Consider the following 17456-nt stretch of genomic DNA (forward strand, 5'->3'; position numbering starts at 1 on the left):
TCGGTCCGGTGGACGCCATGGCGCCGTCCACCGGACCGATTCCCCTTCTGGAAGGAGGTGCCCGGATGGTGACGTCCCCGACGCTCATCGCCGCCGGCCCCGACCGACTGCTCGACGCTCTCACACGCCACGTTCCCCTGGTCTGCGGCATCGTCAACGTGACCCCGGATTCGTTCTCCGACGGCGGCCGATACCTCGACACCGCCGCCGCGGTCGAGCACGCCCTGTCTCTGGTCGCGGAGGGCGCCGACCTTCTCGACGTCGGCGGCGAGTCGACCCGCCCCGGGTCACGCCCGCCGTCCGTCGCGGACGAGATCGACCGCGTGGTGCCGGTAGTCGCGGCTCTCGCGGTGTCGACGTCGATCCCGATCTCGGTTGACACCTCGAGGCCGGACGTCATGCGGGAGGCGGTCGCAGCAGGGGCTTCGATGATCAACGATGTTCGTGCCCTGCGACTTCCGGGTGCACTGCGGGCAGCCGCCGATCTGAACGTGCCCGTGTGCCTGATGCACATGCGCGGCGAACCCGACACGATGCAGAAGTCGCCGGAATACGGCGACGTCGTGTCCGAGGTGCGCCAGTTCCTCGTCGACCGTGTCGACGCCTGCCGGGGCGTGGGAATTCCCCTCGAGCACATCATGATCGACCCGGGCTTCGGCTTCGGCAAGACCCTCACCCACAACCTTGCGCTGTTGTCCGAGCTTCGCCAGATCGCCGATCTCGGTGTTCCCGTGATGGCCGGACTGTCCAGGAAGGGCATGCTGGGCACGATCACCGGACGCGGCGTCGAGCACCGTCAGGCCGCCTCGGTGGCCGCTGCCCTGATCGCCGCACAGAACGGGGCAGCCGTGCTCCGGGTGCACGACGTCGCCGCCACCGTGGACGCGGTGTCCGTGCTCCGCGCACTCGTATATCGTGGTCCCGCCAGCTAACGTCACGCGTCGAATCGAGTCTCCGCACTGTGAACACCTCCGTGTCCGCCGCCGGTCTCGCGACGATCGATACAGCCGAGGCACAGCTGATCGATGCCGGTGCCCAGCTGATGGAGACGATGTATCACGATCCGCGGACCGGCTTGCGGCACGGAGAGCGTCACCTGCGACGTCTGGCCCGTTCCGCGGCCGTGCTCGGGTACGAGTTCCGGGAACGAGACGTCCGGCGCCGCCTCGCGCAGCGACTGTCGGGCGTCGGCCCGGCCCGGGTCCGCGTGCGCCTGCACCGCGACGGCGGTGTGGACGTCGATGTCTGCGAGCCGCCGGTCGCACCCGCCTCGGTGTCTCTCGTGCTCGACGACGAGCCCGTCGACTCCCGGGACGTCCTCCTCGGACACAAGACGACGTTGCGCGAGCGATACGACCGCAGACGACACCGCCATCCCGGGGCCGACGACGTCGTGCTGGTCAACGAACTCGGGCACGTCACCGAGACCACGATCGCGAATCTCGCCGCCCGGATCGACGGCGTCTGGTGGACGCCACCATTGTCGTCGGGGTGTCTGCCGGGTGTCGAGCGGTCCTGGCAGCTCGACCGCGGGCTGATGCGCGAACGCATTCTCACGCCGGGCGATCTCCTGGCCGCCGAGGCGCTCGCCGTGACGAGCTCACTGAAAGGCATGCTGCCCGCGACGCTCCGGCCGTAGCCGCTTCGCTTCCGGACGTTTTCCAGACCACCTCTTGACCCACCCCCGCACCTGACCTACTGTTATGACACAGACTGATATATCAATATCGAACCTGTTGGATCACACGCGCGACTCCGCGACCACAACGCCCGACTGTCAAAGGAAAAGGCATGAGAGCTGGAAAGATTCCCTCGGATCGACGGTTCACGGCAACGCACAGCTGGTTGGCCCTCGCACCGGGACAGAGCTTCTCCGACTATCCGCTCCGGGCCGGGGTCACGGACACGGCACTCGACGAGATCGAGGTGGTCGGGCTGGAACTTCCGGCGGTGCGCAGCACGATCGAGGCCGGCGCCCCCTGCGCGCTCGTGTGGACGTCCGTGCGGACCGTCGTCACGGTGTACGCGCCGATCAGCGGACTCGTCACGATGACGAATACCGACGCCCTCGCGGATCCGCAACTCGTCGCCGACGACCCGTTCCACCGTGGCTGGCTGTTCGCCGTCCTCCCCTCGCCGACGTCGTCCGCCTACGGACTCCTCACCCCCGCGCAATACGCGAACGAACTCAGTGAGGCGGTGTAATCCCATGACCATCAGCGTGTTCGACCTGTTCTCCGTCGGCGTCGGCCCCTCGAGTTCGCACACCGTCGGACCGATGCGCGCCGCCGCGCGGTTCGTCTCCGACCTCCGCGCCCTCGACGCCCTGCCCGCAGTAGCGGACATCCGCGTCGACCTGTACGGGTCGCTCGCAGCAACGGGAGCGGGCCACGGAACGATGTCCGCGGTGCTGCTCGGACTCGAGGGGTACTTTCCCGAGAAGATCGAGACCGAGGAGATGGAACGACGACTCGAGGAGATGCGCAGCACCCGGCGCATCAGGGTCGGCGGATCGCACGAGGTCGCGCTCGCCGAAGACGAAATCGTCCTCCATCCGCTGACCATTCTGCCGCTGCACCCGAACGGGATGAGAATCACCGCGTCCACCGCCGGCGGCGTCGAGATCCACAGCGAAATCTACTTTTCCGTCGGCGGCGGCTTCGTCGTCACCGAAGCGGAGAGCGCGCAGCCGCCGGCCACGGCCACCGGCGGACTGTCGTTCGGGTCCGCCAAGGAACTCCTCGACGTCGCGGCACGCCACGGCTACGCCATCAGTGACGTGATGCTCCAGTTCGAACGCGAAACGCGGTCGACCGTGGAGATCTACGAACGGCTCCTCCATATCCGCGACGTCATGGTGGAATGCGAGAAGCGCGGGATCGCGCGCGACGGAATTCTTCCCGGCGCCCTGCGCGTGCGCCGGCGCGCACGCGACTGGTACCTCCGTCTGAATCAGGAAGACCCGCACCGTGATCCCGCCTTCGCCGAGGACTGGGTCAACCTCGTCGCTCTGGCCGTCAACGAGGAGAACGCATCCGGCGGCCGGATCGTCACCGCGCCGACCAACGGGGCCGCGGGCATCATCCCCGCGGTGCTGCACTACGCCGTTCACTACACCCCGGCCGGGAAGTCGGATCCCGACGACACCGCGATCCGCTTCCTCCTCGCCGCCGGCGCCGTCGGATCGCTGTACAAGGAACGCGCGTCGATCTCCGGCGCCGAGGTCGGCTGCCAGGGTGAGGTGGGATCGGCGGCGTCCATGGCCGCTGCCGGGCTTGCGGAGATCCTGGGCGGCACGATCGAACAGGTGGAGAATGCCGCGGAGATCGCGATGGAGCACAGCCTCGGTCTCACCTGCGATCCCATCGAAGGGCTGGTGCAGATTCCGTGCATCGAACGCAACGCGATCTCGGCGGGCAAGGCCATCAACGCTGCTCGCATGGCACTGCGCGGCGACGGCACCCACCGGGTCAGCCTCGACCAGGTGATCGAGACGATGCGCTCGACCGGCGCAGACATGCTGTCGAAGTACAAGGAAACGTCGACCGGCGGTCTGGCCGTCAACGTCCCGGTCAACTTCGTCGAGTGCTGACATGATCACCGACGAACTCCGCCTTCTCCCTGCCCGCGCCGCGCAGTTCATCCGCCGGCACCCGGTACGGGAGCGCGGCGACTACGCGCCCGAGACCCGGCTCTCGGTGCTCGACGTTCTCGTGCACTGTGCACCGGTCCGCGGGGACGCGTTCGTGGCCTTCCAACTGCTGAGCCGACGCGAGCTGCCGGGCTCGGACCTTCTCCACCTCGACGTCGTGGACGACGCGCTGTCCGCCCTCGACACGTTCGCCGTCACGGAGTACGAGTGCGAGCAGAGCTTCGGCCCGAACTGGCCGGACGTCGTGCGACATGCCGTGGAAGCGGCAGCCCTCCTGCACGGGCACTTCGGAGCATTGACGCGGACGAGGAGCGTCGTCGACAGCCGCCGACGGCTCGGCGCCTGGATCTGCGCACGCGATGCGGCCTGGGAGGCGGGCCGGATCAAGTCCTGGTACCGCGCCCAGGACGCCGCCTGGGAACGGCACTTCATGGACGAGGCGACATTGCGCGAGGACGAGCGACTGTGCGCGGATATCGCGACCGCGGTGCGCGACGCGGCGGCAGCGCACACGGTGTCGGATCTCGTCGGGCGGCACGATTTCACCAGCGCACACTTCGAGACCCTGCTCGACCCGTGGCGGACGGCCGCCGCGCATCTGCTCCCGCGGGTCGATTACTGCGCGGCCGCGAGCACAGTGTCGACGAATGTCCGCGGCAGGTCCGGGTGACCGTTCTCCCGCAGCGCTGACAGCGTATGCACCCCTTCTGAGCAGACGCACCCCTATTCGGGCACCAGAAGGGGTGCCTCGACCGAGAAAGGGTGCGTTTCAGATCCAGCGGGCCGCGCGACTACCGCTGTCATTCGCATGACCGACAGCGGAGCCGCCTGTGTCACAGGATCTTTCGGTCGCGGCTACCATCATCGGCAGACGGGATCGAAATCACGAAGCACTGTCGCGAGGTGCATGTGCCGGTGGTCCTGTCGAGGCCCCACCCCACCCCCCGAACGAGGTAAATATGAAGGCTCGACGGTTAGTTCTCAGCGTCCTCGGTTGTGCCGCCATTTCGATGGCAGCCGCGCCCTCCGCACAGGCGGCGACGATCTTCGACTTCCTTCCCCCGGATATTGCGTCCCTGATTCCGAGCGGTTCGGCCGACGCCGTGAACCCCCTCCTGCCGCCCTCGCCCGCCGCTCCGGCAGCACCGGCACCCGCACCGCAGGTCGCGCCGGCCCCGCAGGCAGCCCCCGCACCGCAGGTCGCGCCGCCGGCACCGCAGGCTCCCGCACCTCGCGCGGGCTACAAGAACTGCACCGAGGCCCGCAATGCCGGCGTGACGCCCATCTACCGCGGCCAGGACGGCTACGCGCCGCACCTCGACCGCGACAACGACGGCATCGCCTGCGAGTAGTCCATCGCCGGCGCGCCATCCGACAGACGCACCCCTTCTGCGCCCACGCACCCCTTTTCCAGCCCTAGAACGGGTGCGTCCACCGAGAAGGGGTGCGTTTGTGTCTCACAACGCCTCCGACGTGCAGGTGTCGCCATTCCCCGTGCGGCGCAGGGCGCTCGGCACTAAGTTCGGCGATGACGGTTGAGGTTCTACGCGAGGGGGCAGTCCGGCATGAGCAGGACACATTTCAGGGTTCTGACACTGGGCGCGGTCGCGCTGGCCGGGGGTGCCGCAATCACTGCGGGCACCGGAACGGCCGCGGCGGACGTCCTCACCGAGATCAACGGCTGCAAGATTGTGGCGAATCCGAACCCCGACGATCGCACGACCTGCCCCGGCGCCGATCTGAGTTCCGCGAATCTGGCGGGTCTGAACCTGAGCTTCGCCGACCTGTCGGGTGCGAACATGAAACGAGCGAACCTCACCGGCACCAACTTCGCTGCCGCGAATCTGTCGTACGCCGATCTGAGCGATGCGAACATCACCGGTACGAACTTCACGGATTCGCAGCGCAACGCGGTGATCCTGTACAGCACGGACATCGACATCTTCGGCACGATCGTCGGGGACATGAACATCACGACCGAGCCCGAATGGTCCACCGACGCCCACCAGCGCGCACTCGCCTCGGTCGTCCCGGTGACGCCGCCGGCTCCGGCGCCGTAGTCCACTCCTGACCCTTCACCCGGGCCGCGCACTGCGCGGTCCGGGTTTTGCATGCCCACACCCCTTGACATTGGATACTCGCACTATCCATTATTAGATAGTACTGGTATCCAAGCTTGGGAGGCATCCGATGACGACGATCGAACCCACCCGTTCGACGCACCACTACGACGGCGAACTGGTGGTCTTCCTGATCGGGATGACCATCAACCGACCCTGGCGACCGGACCTGTGGCTGCCCACCTTGCTCGCGATGCCGAAGATGCTGCGCGAGCTGTCCGAGGACCCGGATTCGGGCCTGATGGGCTACCGCCTGACGTTCGAGGGGCGTGGCCCGACAGTGATCCAGTACTGGCACTCCGTCGACAAGCTTTACGCCTACGCCAGTGACAGCCAGGCGAAGCACCGTCCGGCCTGGGCCGCATTCAACCGGCGGGCCCGCAAGGCACCCGGTGCGGTCGGCGTCTGGCACGAGACCTATCCGGTGGACCGCGCCGAGTCGATCTACGTCGGCACGCCGGCGATGGGCCTGGCTCGCGCCACTGCACGCGTGCCCGTCGCACAGAAGTTCAGCCGCGCCCGAGACCGGCTGTCCCGCAGTAACAACACCCACGAACAGTGATCGATTCAGGAGAAGGACCATGGAACCCTTGATCGCCCTCGTTGCCGTCACTCTGGCACTCCTCGTCGCAGGGGCGGCGGGTGTGCGCCGGTTCCGGCCGTGGCCTGTCGCCCTGCGGGGCGGACTCGCGGCCATGTTCACGCTGACCGGCATGGCCCACTTCGTCGGGATGCGTGCGGAACTCGTCGACATGGTCCCGCCGTCGCTGCCGAATCCCGCGCTACTGGTGACCGTCACCGGTCTGCTCGAACTGGCCGGCGCCGCGGGCCTGCTGATACGACGCACCGCGCCGTGGGCGGCAGGCTGCCTCACCGCCCTGCTGATTCTGATGTTCCCGGCGAACGTGTACGCCGCCGTGGAGGGACTTTCGACGGGACCGTTCGAAGCGCTGATCCCCCGCACACTCCTGCAGATCGTGTTCTTGTCGGCAACTCTCGCCGTCGTGATCTCCTCCCTGCGGAGCCGTGCTACAGAATCGCCCTCCGAAGCCCACTCGCCCTCAGCACCCGGCGTTGTACTCCCGCCCGCACTGCATCCTCGGACCCGATGATCCGCACGTGCTTTCGTGCACGGGTGATCGCGGTGTACAGCAATTCGCGAGTCAGCAGCGACGACGCCTCGCCGGGAAGAACCACGGACACAGTGTCGTACTGACTGCCCTGACTGCGGTGAATCGTCATCGCGTACACCGTCTGCACGGCGGACAGATGCGTCGGATGCAACAGGAACGGTTCGTTGCCGCGCACGAACGCGGCGACGAGTTCGTCGTCGTCGCGGCGCACGATCACGCCGGTGTCGCCGTTGTAGATCTTCGTTTCGTGATCATTGGCAGTCACCATCAGCGGCTGGCCCGGGTACCAGCGATCCGGGTTCAGTCGCTGCCCCGTCGCCGCCCCTATCCACTCCATCGCCTGCCGCGCCCACCACTGCACACCGTACGGACCTTCCCGGTGCGCGCACAACAGCCGGTGCTCCTCCGAATGCCGCAGCGCAGCAAAGGCATCGCCGGATTCCGCGGACCCGGTGACCGCGGCGGCCGTCCCCACCACATCCGCTCGCAGTGCCTCCAGGTCGTCGGGACCGTGAAACGACACCTCGGGGGCACCGCTCGACAGGATCTCCATGACCTCGTCCGGTTCGCCCTTCCGCACCGCAACGGCCAGCTGAGCGATGCCGCCGCCGAATCGCCGCCCGCGGCTGAGCCGGACCACTCCGCCACGCAATCTGTCCCGTTCGCCCGCACTCAAGGCGGCTTCGAGCGGGTCGTCGGCTGCCTCCAGGTCGTCGCCGACGATCCTGGCAAGCACCGGGTACTCGGTTCCCGTCACCGGCCGGGCCACGAGATCGGCCAGGACCGCGCCCGCGTCGACGGACGTCAGCTGATCCGGGTCGCCTACTAGCACCAACCGAGTGTCCGGGCGGACCGCCTCGAGGAGCCGGCACATCATCGTCAGCGACACCATCGACGTCTCGTCGACCACGATCGCGTCGTACGGCAGGTGATTGTTCGCGTTGTAGCGGAACCGGCTGCCGCGTCCGCGCTGCCAACCCAGCAGCCGATGCAGCGTCATCGCGGTCAGGTCGGACGGCAACCCGAGTGCGTCGGACTGTTCGGATACCGACTCCTGCAACCGCGCCGCGGCCTTCCCGGTGGGTGCGGCGAGCGCGATACGGAGCCCCGGCCCGGGCTGCCTGGTCAGCAACGCCAGCACCCGGGCGACGGTGTGCGTCTTGCCCGTTCCGGGTCCGCCGACCACCACCGACGTCCACTGCGTGGCGGCCACCGCGGCGGCGATCCGCTGCCGATCCGGAGACGGAGCCGGAGCGTCGACGTCGTGCTGGTCGCGGAACAACGCGGCCAAGCCCTCCCGCAGCGACTGCTCGTCGACGAGGGGATGCCCGACGGCGCGCTGGTCGAGTACCCGCCGGATGGTCGCTTCCTGCCGGAAGTACCGGTCGAGGTAGAGCAGCCCACCCTCGGCCGTGTCGACGAGCCGCAGCGGTCGCAGCGGTCCCGCCGAACCACCCGTGACCAGCGGACTCCGCCGCAGTGCCTCGACGACGGTGCCGTCGTCCGGCCAGGGCAGTGCGTCGAGATCGACTTCGGACTCCTCGTCGACGGTCACCTCACGGATCCGCGTCAGGTCCAGGCACACCGAGCCGGACCGCACCGCGCGCACCGCCAGCGCCGTCGCCAGTACGACGTCTTCCGACGATTCGCCTCCGAGCGCGGACAACCGCAACGCGACGTGCACGTCCGCGGCGGCCAGCACACCGGCCTCGTTGAAGACCCGCAGCATCCCCTTGCCGCGCTGCGCCATCTGCACCTCGGTCATCGCGTCCCCTCGTGCTCTGAGGCCGACCCGGACAGCAGATCGGACAGCTCGGTGATCAGCGCGGCGGGCGGCGCCCAGTCGAAGACACCACAGCCCGGCGGGGTGTCGGGGCCGACCATTCCGCGCACGAACAGATACTGGACGCCACCGAGGTGCACCGCCGGATCGTAGTTCGGTTGCCGCCAGCGCAGGTAGCGGTGCAACGCAACAGAATACAGCAATGCCTGCAGCGGATAGTGCGCCCGCAACATTTCGGCGGCCATGCTCTCTCGGGTGTAGTGCGCGGTCGTCAGGTCGCCCTGCGCGAGGCGGTTGGTCTTGTAGTCGACCACGACGTACCGCGGTCCGGGCAATCGCAGCACGGCGTCGATGCTGCCGGTGAGGTACCCGCGCAGCGGGGTCGGCTCAAGCGTCTGCACGGCGTCGGCGTACGACCGCAGCGGATCGCCGACGGCAAGGTGGGTGTGCAGCAGCCTGCCGACGCCGTCGAGCATCACGGTGAGCGAGGGTGTGTCGCCGCCGGCGAGCGGCAGTTCGAAGTCGAGCTCCGCCAGCAGGTCTGCGGGTGCGATGTCGGCGAGTGTCGGTTCGGTCCCCGCGCCGAGGGGAGTCCGCAGCACGGGCACCAGCGCCATTGCCAGCTGGGCGGGGTCGATGTCCGACAGGGTCGAAACGATCACGTCGCGGCAGCACCGCAGGACTTCTGCGTCCAGATCGGGTGCCGCGGTGTCGACGATCTCGAAGACGGCGTGGACGAGCGTGCCGAACGTCGCGCCTCCGGGCAGTGCGTTCATCGTCGACGGCACACCCGCGGTGACGTCGGCCGGCGCCTGCAACGGGGGTTCGGCCGGTTCGTCCGTCTTCTCCTCGACCTCGGCCTCACTGCCCACCGCGGGCGCGTCGTGAGCGGACGCGGTCAACGCCGAATACGACGTGCGACGCCAGCGCGTGTCGAGCAGCCGCCGGAAGCGAGCAGCTTCCAGGTCTCCGCTGGGCTCACGCTCTGGTGTCCATCCGACCGGCCCGATCGGGTCGGAACCCACCGCCTCGACGGTCACCGTCTCCGGAGCTGCCGCACCCCACGCGGACAACCGTTTCGCGACAACCGGATCCTCGGGAACGGTGACCTTCGGCGGGACCTCCCGCTGTCCGGGCGGCCGCCCCAGGATCATCCGGTGCAGCGGTGCGCCTGCGGTCGTGAACGCCGGCGCCCACCACACCACGAGCCCGCACATCGCCCGGGTGACCGCGACATACAGCAGCCGCAGCTCCTCCCCTGCCTCTTCGGCGTCGTGCCGGTTTTTGCGTTCCGCGTAGCCGGGGCTGCCCGGGCCACCGACGTCGAGGATGCGTCGCCCGTCGTCGTCGTGCAGCAGCAGTTTGCTCGGCTTCGAAATCTTGGCGGCGTCCCAGGCGTAGGGCAGGTAGACGAGCGGGAATTCGAGACCCTTGCTGGCGTGGACGGTCGCGATCTGCACCGCTGCCGCATCACTGTCGAGCCGTCGGCTGCGGTCCACCCCACCGGAGGACGGATCCTTCATGCGTTCGGTGAGCCAGCGGGTGACGGCCGTCAGACCGAGCGACTGCTCGACGGCGGCACTGTTGAGCAACTGCGCGACGTGCCGGAGATCGGTCAGCGCCCGCTCGCCCGCTGCCACCCGAAGCAGTCTCGCCTCCAGCGCGCCGACCGCGGACAGTCGTTCGAACAGGGCCGCGAAGCCGGACTGCGCGAACACCGCACCGAGTTCGCGGAGCTGCCCGCCGACCTCCGCGACGATGTCGTCGCCGCGGGCATCGAGTTCCTCGGCCGTGTGTCCCAGCAGCGGGGTGAGCGCGGCCAGCCGCACCCGGTCGGAACGGTGCGGTTGCTCGATGGCCTGCAGAATCCAGAGCCAGTGCTGCGCAGCCGGAGTCGTGAAGACGCTGGCCCCGCCGGCGAGCACGGACGGCACACCCGCCCGGTCTAGGGCGTCGTGGACCAGTGTGATCTGCGCGTTGGTGCGCACCAGGACGGCGATGTCGCCGGGTTCGACGGGTCGGACGCTCCCCCCGACGTCGAGTGTCGCGCCACCGTCGAGGAGGGCGACGATGTCGGCGGCGAGATCTGCCGCGATCCGCTTCCGGAGCGGCCCCACCGCCGGGTATCCCGACTTGTTGATCGGCCCGGCGCCCGTCCGCGGCAGATACCGCAGCCGTAGTGGCGCGGCACCCGTCAGACGCGACTTCGGTCTCGCGCCGTCGACGCGGTGCACCACGATCTCGGGATGCCCCAGCGCGGCGCCGCCGTGCAGAAATTCGAGGCCGTCGAGGAGTTCCTGATCGCTGCGCCAGTTGGTGGTCAACTCCTGATGACGGTCGGCCGACCGCACCGCGTCCAGATAGCTGAGCACCTCCGCCCCACGGAACGCGTAGATGGCCTGCTTCGGATCGCCGACGAGCACCAGCGTTCCGCTGCCGTGGAACGTCCGGCGCAGAATGTCCCACTGCAGCGGGTCGGTGTCCTGGAACTCGTCGACGAGCACGACGCCGTAGCGTTCGCGGACACGCCTGCAGGCCGCCGCACCGTGCTCAGGATCGCTGAGGACGCGATGGAGGAGCATCGGGAGATCGTCGAAGTCACGCAGACCCACCGCGCGTTTGCGCCGCTCGACTTCTGCGCGCACCGCCTCCGCGAACGCCACCCGATCCCCGGCCGGGGTGCCCCGCGCATCTTCCGGGGCGAGCACGGCCTGCGGGTCGAAGATCGCGGCCCGCGCGGCGGCCGTGGCCTCCGCCGGAGTGAACGGCGCGACCTCGACGCGACTGTAGGCCCGCAGGTACAGGTCGGCGATCACCTCGGTCGTGAGGTCGTCGGCCGCCTCGACCAGCACCGTGTCGGGGTCGCGTTCGCCCGCGATGCCGAGCCCGTCGAGCATGCGCTGACAGAAGCTGTGGGTGGTGACGATGGTGGCGGCGTCGAAGTCCGACAGCGCCTGCAGCAGGCGCCGGCGCCGTAACGCCACCGCGTCGGTGTCGCCCTCGGCGAGGTGCCGGATCAACTGATCCGCGCTCAGCCGCGCCGCTGCGGGATCGACCAATGCGGCTGCGGCGGAACCGAATCGTTCACGGGTGCGTTCCCGCAGCTCCTGCGTCGCCGCCCGGCTGAACGTCACCAGCAACAGCTGGGACAGGTCCACGCCGCCCTCGGCGACGAAGCGGGCGGCCAGGCCGACGATCGCGTACGTCTTGCCGGTACCGGCGCTCGCCTCGAGCACCGTCGTACCCTCCGGCAGCGGACCGAGCAGGTCGAAGCCTCGCGCGCCGGTCACGGCTGCGCCAACGTCTCCGCGGCGAGCAGCGGCGCCCACAATTGCCGGGCGTAATGCTCGATGGTCACCGTGTCGCCGAGGACGTCGATGCCCGGTGACGACCCGTACACGTACGTGATGTGCCGGTCGCGTGAGTCACCGAAATCACTGCTCCATTCCTTGCGGGCCGCCTCGACCGCGTCCTCCATGCTGCTGCCGCCGTGGCGTCGTTCGGCATACGCCGCCGACGCGCCCGTGGCGATCGGCAGCGGCCCGTGCAGCCCGAGATCGCGCAGTTCGACGAGTCGCACCAACTCCTCCACTGCGTTCTCGGGTGCTGCGAGGGTCGAGCGCCACGCCGGACGGCTGTACGCGCCGCGGCCGGTCGTGACCGCAGTCCACTCGGTCTCGTTGCCGGACGCCGCGACTGCCAGCAACTGCGCCCATGCCGCGAGGCGGTGTTTCGGTCCCAACCTCGAATACGTGGTGCTCGCGATCACCGATCCGTGCACACCGCCGACGGTCCCGGTGAGGCGCCGTCCGGACCCGAGATCGACATCGATGTCCACGGTCTCCGCGCGCCCGACGTGCACGGACCCGCTGACGGCGACGAGCGACTCGACCGCGTGCTCGATTCCGCCGAGCACCGACTCCCCCAACTTGAACGGCGGCAACGTCCCTCGGCGCCACTCCGCGGCGCGGAAGTCTGCCAGTTCGACTCCCGCCAGCCTCGCGACGAGCATCCTCTGCCCGAGATCCCATCGGGCCAGCGGATCGGGCGACACGTCCAGTGCGTCGGCGAGGTCCTCGTCCACGTCGGGGACCCGCAACCCGAGCCGTTGCCGCAGAAACGCCTGCGTCGGGTGCACCAGGAACGCGATGAGGTCGGCGAGATCGACGTCCTCCCGCTGCAGCGGCACCAACGGCGCCGGCAGGAACGCCGGCTCTGGTTCGGGCGGGTGCTGCGCGGCACGGGCACCGGCCAGCGCCGCCCGGTCGAAACTGAACGGGTGCTCAGGCCGGAAGTTGCGTGCATCGAACGGCTGCAACGGATGCCGGGTCACGATCCCGGGCAGGGCATCGCTCCCGACGGTGGCCGCCACCGCGTCGAGCAGCTCGGACAGCGGGATCGCCGGCGGCCGGGACATGCCGGTGACGGGGTCGGCGCCCGTGTAGAACAGCAGGAGTTTCTCACTCGCCGACATCACGGCGTCGAGCAGCAGCTGCCGATCCTCGCTGCGCGGGTCACGTTCGCCGAGAAGGGGATTACGAGCCAGCACGTCGTCGCCGTCCACGCTGACGCCCCGCGGGAAGACTTCGTCGTCGAGGCCGAGGAGAACGACGACGCGGTGCGGCACCGACCGCATCGGCACCATGGTGCATACCGTCAGCTCGCCCGTGCGGAAGTTCGCGCGGGTGGGACGGCCCGCGAGCCGGGTGGCCAGCATGGCGCGCACGTCCGACAGTCGCAGAACCGCGTCGCCGCCGTGTTCCATCGCCGCCCCGAGTTCTCTTCGCGCCTGCGCGAGTTGCCACGTGTCGGCGGCGCTGACGTCGACGAGGAGGTCGAGCGCCCGGGTGAGCGCGCTCGACCAGTCCGCGACCGACTGCGGCCCGCCGAGCCCGCGCAGCGCGACGTCGAGCCGGTCGACGAATTCGGCCAGCCGCCCGGTGAGGTCGATGTCGTTGCTGTCGACGTCGTCCAGCGGTAGCGCCAGGGCGAGCCATTCGCCTTCCGACTCGTCGGCCGCGGCGCCCAGCAGAATGCGGTCGAGCGCGGTGGTGAACGTGTTCTGCGGGAAGTCGCCGAGTCCGAACGCCGCGCGCTGCCGTGGCCCGATTCCCCAGCGGGCGCCCGTCGCGGTCGCCCATTCCCGGATCCGTTCGAGGTCGTCGTCGCCGAACCGGAACCGCCTGCGCACCGGCGCGGCCGCCGACAGGTCCAGGACCTGACTCGCCGTCACCCTCGCGTCGGCGAGTTCGAGGAGCGTCGACACGACGGCAAGAACCGGATTGGTCTGGTGCAGGGCACGATCGGCGAGCCGGACCCGCAGCCGATGGCCGGGATGGCCGAGCACGTCCTGCCCGAACGCGGCCCGGATCAGCGGGGCGTAGGACTCGACGTCGGGGCACATGACGAGCACGTCGCGCGGCTCGAGAGTCGGATCGTCCTCGAAGAGATGGAGGAGACATTCGCGCAGGACCTCCACCTGACGGGCCGGCCCGTGGCACGCGTGGACCTGGACGGAGGCGTCTGCCGTGCACTCGGCGAGCGCGGGTGCCCGGTCGTCCCTGACGTCCGCTTGCAGGCACCCCAGCAGGGAATCTCGGGGTGCAGGCCCCTCGTGGTGGATGTCGTCGACGTCGAGGCGGGTCAGCCTCGACTCGAGTTCGCGAACGTCCCGAGCCAGGCTCGACAACAGCGGGTGGGAGACGGACAGCGCGGTGTGATCGTCGGCGCGGGCGAGAACACTGTTCACCGTCGACAACGACGACCACATGGCGGGACTCGGATGCGGAAGCCACAGGTGCACATCACGATTGGCGGCAAGGGCGGCGAGGACGGCGATCTGATCGGTCGCGAGACGTGTCGGGCCGAACAGCGACAGCCTGGCGGGGAGTTCGACGAGGTACGGTTCCTCGCGCAGCCGGGCGCAGGCGGAGTCGAGCCGCTCGGCGGGGGCAGGACTACCGACACGCTCACGCAACCGTCGCCACAGTTCGGCCTGCCAGAGAAGGTCGTCGTCGAGTAAACCGCCCGCACCGTCGGTGTCGCGACCTCCGGCCCAGTCGACCAGCATCGCCGGCCGCTGTGCGGCGTAACTCCGTAACAGGTCGGTGAGGTGTGACGCGGTGGCGTAGCGCCGGCCCGGCCGGTGATCGTCCGGGTCGCAGTCCGGGAGACCGTGCCCGAGGTGTTTCGCGAGGACGGCACACCAGGGCTCACCGAGGCAGTCGTCGACGACGCCGAGCAGCGCCCACAGCACCCGGGACGAATTCCACGGGTCGTCGTCCGCGGACACCCCCGTGGCAGCGGCGAGGCACTCGTCGACGAGCCGGGTCGGTGACGGGAAGTCGATGTTCGCGGCGACGCCGTCGCCGACGTCGGGCCGGGCACCCAGCGCGGTCGAGAGTCGCTGCGTGAGCCAGCGCTCCACACCCTTCGCCGGGACCGCGACGACCTCCCGGGCGAACGGATCGGACAGCGGGGTCGCGAGCACGTCGCCGAGTGCCGACGCGAGAGTGGCGGAACGCTCGGCGCGATGCAGTACGAGCACGTGGCCTCCCTTCGCTCCCCAACTCCGGTCGGCTCAGACTTACCACAACCCACCGACGTGTGAGGGCCACCCAGCGCACGTGAGTGGCGAAGCGTGCCGGGGCACGCATCAGCACTCACATGCGGTTAGCCTGGTTGAACTGGTTCCCGGCCCTGGAGGCAGGATGCAGACGTTCGTCCCCGATCCGGGATTCGCCCGCAGCGCGAAACTGCTCGACGACCGGCGACTGGGCAAGCAGCGGGTGGAGACTTTCCAGATCCTGCGCGCCCTCGTCTGGCCGTCGTACGGATGGAAGCGTCATCCCGCGACCGCGATGTGGCGCGGCTTCACCCCCGCGCTCGTCTCGTACGGCGTCGCGATGTGTCGCGAGTGGTCGGCACGCGGTCATGCCGACGCTCTCGCACCCCAACTGCTCGAGTACACCGCTGGGCGCACCGACAGTTACGAGCAACTCCGCGATCACGGCCTGCTACCACCGTGGCTCGGGGACGACGCCGTCCACACCAGTCATCGCCGGGTTCTCGCCGAGAAGGCTCCCGATGCGTACCCGCCCGGGTGGCGCGGGGAGGGCGGGTACGTCTGGCCAACGCCCGTGTATCCCCGATGGCCGTTGCGCAGCGCCGACCCGCGCGAGGTACTGACGCCGGCAGAAGCGGAGACCGCGGCCGGTGCCTCGGACAGCTGGGATCTGCTGCGCAGCCTGAACCTCGGTCGGTCCGCGTCGGCGGAGGCGCCCGATCCGGCGACAGTCGTCGCGGCGAGCCTGGTGCGCCCCGGACTGACCGCCGTGATCCTCGACGCCGATCCCGTTCCCGACGACGACGAGGCACCCACGGTGACGGCGGGCGACACCAAGGCCGCAACCCCGTCCATCGCCCGGCAACCGACTCCGGAAGACCTGGAGGCGATGAACAGCGAAGCGGGCGACCCAGGCCGCATCCGCTTCTTTCGCCGCGGCCAGTCGGTTCCGAACCCCGAACGGTACGGACTGGTTGTCACGTCGTCGAGCGCTCCGCCGCGGGGATTCGACTCGCTACCCGTTCTGCGACTACACACCCCCACGTGAGTGGCAAAGTGTGCCGGGGCACGCTTTGCCACTCACGTTAGCGGCCGGGGCGCGCCTGCGTGAGGTGCGGGACCCAGCCGTGGGTGGGCCACTTCTTCAGGCCGACCTGGGCGGGAACGATTCGCTTGTTCACGAATTGGCTCTCCAGTTCGGTGTCGGACTCGGCGGTGAACCGCCACAGCGCTGCGTCACCGGGCCGTGCCACCGACGACCAGGACTTGGCACGGTATGCGGCACGAACGATGTTGTCCGCGAACACGATCACCGGAATGTCGTCTGTGTTGCGCACAGCAGCACCTGCCGCCCACGCGCCACGGGACAGTTCGTACACCTCCTCCGACGTCACGCCACGCCGGGACGCGGCGGGCACCTCGAGGACGACGCAGGGAGTCGGCAGGTTCGGGACAGGTTCCGCTGCGTACTGCAACACGAGGTCGTCGACGCGCACCACGCGATGTTCGCCCGCGCCACCGGCGAGATTGCTGAGCACCGCACCCTCGTTCAGCCCCAGCGCACCCACGACGCCGTTGCGCACCGCGTCGGCGACGCCACCGCTGTCGGCGATCCGATGCGCCACGATGTAGTGCTCGACCTCGTGGCCGGAGTCGTAGATCTCGCGGATGCGAGCGATCGTCGCGGCCTTCACCTCGGCGCTGTCGGTTTCCGGATCCTCGAGCGTCTGCCGGTGCTCGTTCTCGGCCAACGCCTCCCACACGTAGCCGTACACCCGGGTGCCGCGCCCGGCGCCGACGTAGAACACCGACCTGTTGCGGGGATCGAGAAGCGCGTAGACGTAGGTGCCGAGTTCCTCACCCACCCGCTTCGGGAACGGCTGCGGCGCGTGGCGGGTCTGGTACACCTCTCTCAGAATCAGTCGCAGCGCCGCCAGTTTCAACGCGACGGGGACACCGCCGTCGATGCCGTCGAAGAGTGCGGTGGCCGCGCCCTGCACCGAGGAGAAGGTGTGCCCGATGTGCCGTTCCAGCGACTTCGTGACGTCCGCGAACTGCGCGAACCGCACCCGGGGGTCGGGTGCCGCGTTGTCCAGGTCGTTGGACGCGAGGAAAGTCTGGACCTCGGAATTGTCGAGCCAGCGAGAAGTGATGTCGATCGGGATCGTCCAGACGGTAGCCATGTCCCTACCGTAAGGGAAAA

General features: G+C 69.1%; 14 protein-coding genes. 10 read left to right on the forward strand and 4 right to left on the reverse strand.

What is annotated here, in order from left to right:
* The first annotated feature begins 65 nt into the window (after nt 1-65).
* The 9 genes from folP (at nt 66) to ACFWAY_RS06360 (ending at nt 6884) form a co-directional block, all read left to right on the forward strand.
* Nucleotides 66-932 carry a dihydropteroate synthase gene (folP, locus tag ACFWAY_RS06320; protein ID WP_378510161.1) on the forward strand — a complete coding sequence of 289 codons (867 nt, stop codon included), beginning with the start codon at nt 66-68 and terminating at the stop codon, nt 930-932.
* A gap of 29 nt (nt 933-961) precedes the next feature.
* Entirely contained in the window at nt 962-1639 is a 678-nt protein-coding gene (locus ACFWAY_RS06325) for an aminotransferase class IV (RefSeq protein ID WP_378510162.1), read from the forward strand.
* Between the two features lie 152 nt (nt 1640-1791).
* Nucleotides 1792-2205: a glycine cleavage system protein H gene (locus ACFWAY_RS06330; RefSeq protein WP_378510163.1), complete on the forward strand. Its 414-nt coding sequence runs from the start codon at nt 1792-1794 to the stop codon at nt 2203-2205.
* A gap of 4 nt (nt 2206-2209) precedes the next feature.
* Complete coding sequence (locus tag ACFWAY_RS06335) at nt 2210-3592, forward strand: L-serine ammonia-lyase (protein ID WP_378510164.1); 1383 nt, start codon at nt 2210-2212, stop codon at nt 3590-3592.
* Between the two features lies 1 nt (nt 3593).
* Nucleotides 3594-4322 carry a hypothetical protein gene (locus tag ACFWAY_RS06340; protein ID WP_378453724.1) on the forward strand — a complete coding sequence of 243 codons (729 nt, stop codon included), beginning with the start codon at nt 3594-3596 and terminating at the stop codon, nt 4320-4322.
* A 289-nt stretch (nt 4323-4611) separates the two neighbouring features.
* Nucleotides 4612-5004 (forward strand): excalibur calcium-binding domain-containing protein, encoded by a 393-nt coding sequence (locus ACFWAY_RS06345; protein WP_378453725.1) that lies wholly within the window; start codon nt 4612-4614, stop codon nt 5002-5004.
* 213 nt (nt 5005-5217) lie between these two features.
* Nucleotides 5218-5712: a pentapeptide repeat-containing protein gene (locus tag ACFWAY_RS06350; RefSeq protein ID WP_378453726.1), complete on the forward strand. Its 495-nt coding sequence runs from the start codon at nt 5218-5220 to the stop codon at nt 5710-5712.
* 130 nt (nt 5713-5842) lie between these two features.
* Nucleotides 5843-6334, forward strand: coding sequence for a DUF4188 domain-containing protein (locus ACFWAY_RS06355; RefSeq protein ID WP_378510165.1), 492 nt, complete (start codon nt 5843-5845; stop codon nt 6332-6334).
* A gap of 19 nt (nt 6335-6353) precedes the next feature.
* Nucleotides 6354-6884, forward strand: coding sequence for a hypothetical protein (locus ACFWAY_RS06360; protein ID WP_378510166.1), 531 nt, complete (start codon nt 6354-6356; stop codon nt 6882-6884).
* Here ACFWAY_RS06360 and recD read toward each other — a convergent pair.
* From recD to recC, 3 genes are read right to left on the reverse strand one after another with little or no spacing between them, the layout of a single operon-like run.
* Nucleotides 6802-8670, reverse strand: a complete 1869-nt coding sequence (gene recD / locus ACFWAY_RS06365) for an exodeoxyribonuclease V subunit alpha (protein WP_378510167.1) — start codon at nt 8668-8670, stop codon at nt 6802-6804. The genes ACFWAY_RS06360 and recD overlap by 83 nt on opposite strands.
* Complete coding sequence (locus tag ACFWAY_RS06370; protein WP_378510168.1) at nt 8667-12017, reverse strand: UvrD-helicase domain-containing protein; 3351 nt, start codon at nt 12015-12017, stop codon at nt 8667-8669. The genes recD and ACFWAY_RS06370 overlap by 4 nt, the downstream gene beginning before the upstream one ends.
* Entirely contained in the window at nt 11975-15235 is a 3261-nt protein-coding gene (recC, locus tag ACFWAY_RS06375; RefSeq protein ID WP_378510169.1) for an exodeoxyribonuclease V subunit gamma, read from the reverse strand. Before recC ends, ACFWAY_RS06370 begins: the two co-directional genes overlap by 43 nt.
* A gap of 163 nt (nt 15236-15398) precedes the next feature.
* On the opposite strand from recC, the gene ACFWAY_RS06380 reads away from it, so the two are divergent.
* Nucleotides 15399-16301: an MSMEG_6728 family protein gene (locus tag ACFWAY_RS06380; protein WP_378510170.1), complete on the forward strand. Its 903-nt coding sequence runs from the start codon at nt 15399-15401 to the stop codon at nt 16299-16301.
* Between the two features lie 37 nt (nt 16302-16338).
* Here the strand turns inward: ACFWAY_RS06380 and ACFWAY_RS06385 are convergent, their stop codons facing one another.
* A complete protein-coding gene (locus tag ACFWAY_RS06385; protein WP_378458497.1) occupies nt 16339-17436 on the reverse strand; it encodes a GIY-YIG nuclease family protein in 1098 nt (365 codons plus the stop codon).
* Between the last annotated feature and the right edge of the window lie 20 nt (nt 17437-17456).

It is taken from the genome of Rhodococcus sp. NPDC059968 (assembly GCF_042738615.1).
Taxonomy (GTDB): Bacteria; Actinomycetota; Actinomycetes; order Mycobacteriales; family Mycobacteriaceae; genus Rhodococcus_F.

Excerpts from the sequence above, each read along its gene's own strand:
- ACFWAY_RS06330 (WP_378510163.1), top strand. The coding sequence starts at position 1,792 with ATGAGAGCTGGAAAGATTCCCTCGGATCGACGGTTCACGGCAACGCAC.
- ACFWAY_RS06380 (WP_378510170.1), top strand. The coding sequence starts at position 15,399 with ATGCAGACGTTCGTCCCCGATCCGGGATTCGCCCGCAGCGCGAAACTG.
- recD (WP_378510167.1), bottom strand. The coding sequence starts at position 8,670 with ATGACCGAGGTGCAGATGGCGCAGCGCGGCAAGGGGATGCTGCGGGTC.
- ACFWAY_RS06345 (WP_378453725.1), top strand. The coding sequence starts at position 4,612 with ATGAAGGCTCGACGGTTAGTTCTCAGCGTCCTCGGTTGTGCCGCCATT.
- ACFWAY_RS06355 (WP_378510165.1), top strand. The coding sequence starts at position 5,843 with ATGACGACGATCGAACCCACCCGTTCGACGCACCACTACGACGGCGAA.
- ACFWAY_RS06385 (WP_378458497.1), bottom strand. The coding sequence starts at position 17,436 with ATGGCTACCGTCTGGACGATCCCGATCGACATCACTTCTCGCTGGCTC.
- ACFWAY_RS06350 (WP_378453726.1), top strand. The coding sequence starts at position 5,218 with ATGAGCAGGACACATTTCAGGGTTCTGACACTGGGCGCGGTCGCGCTG.
- ACFWAY_RS06360 (WP_378510166.1), top strand. The coding sequence starts at position 6,354 with ATGGAACCCTTGATCGCCCTCGTTGCCGTCACTCTGGCACTCCTCGTC.
- folP (WP_378510161.1), top strand. The coding sequence starts at position 66 with ATGGTGACGTCCCCGACGCTCATCGCCGCCGGCCCCGACCGACTGCTC.
- ACFWAY_RS06340 (WP_378453724.1), top strand. The coding sequence starts at position 3,594 with ATGATCACCGACGAACTCCGCCTTCTCCCTGCCCGCGCCGCGCAGTTC.
- ACFWAY_RS06335 (WP_378510164.1), top strand. The coding sequence starts at position 2,210 with ATGACCATCAGCGTGTTCGACCTGTTCTCCGTCGGCGTCGGCCCCTCG.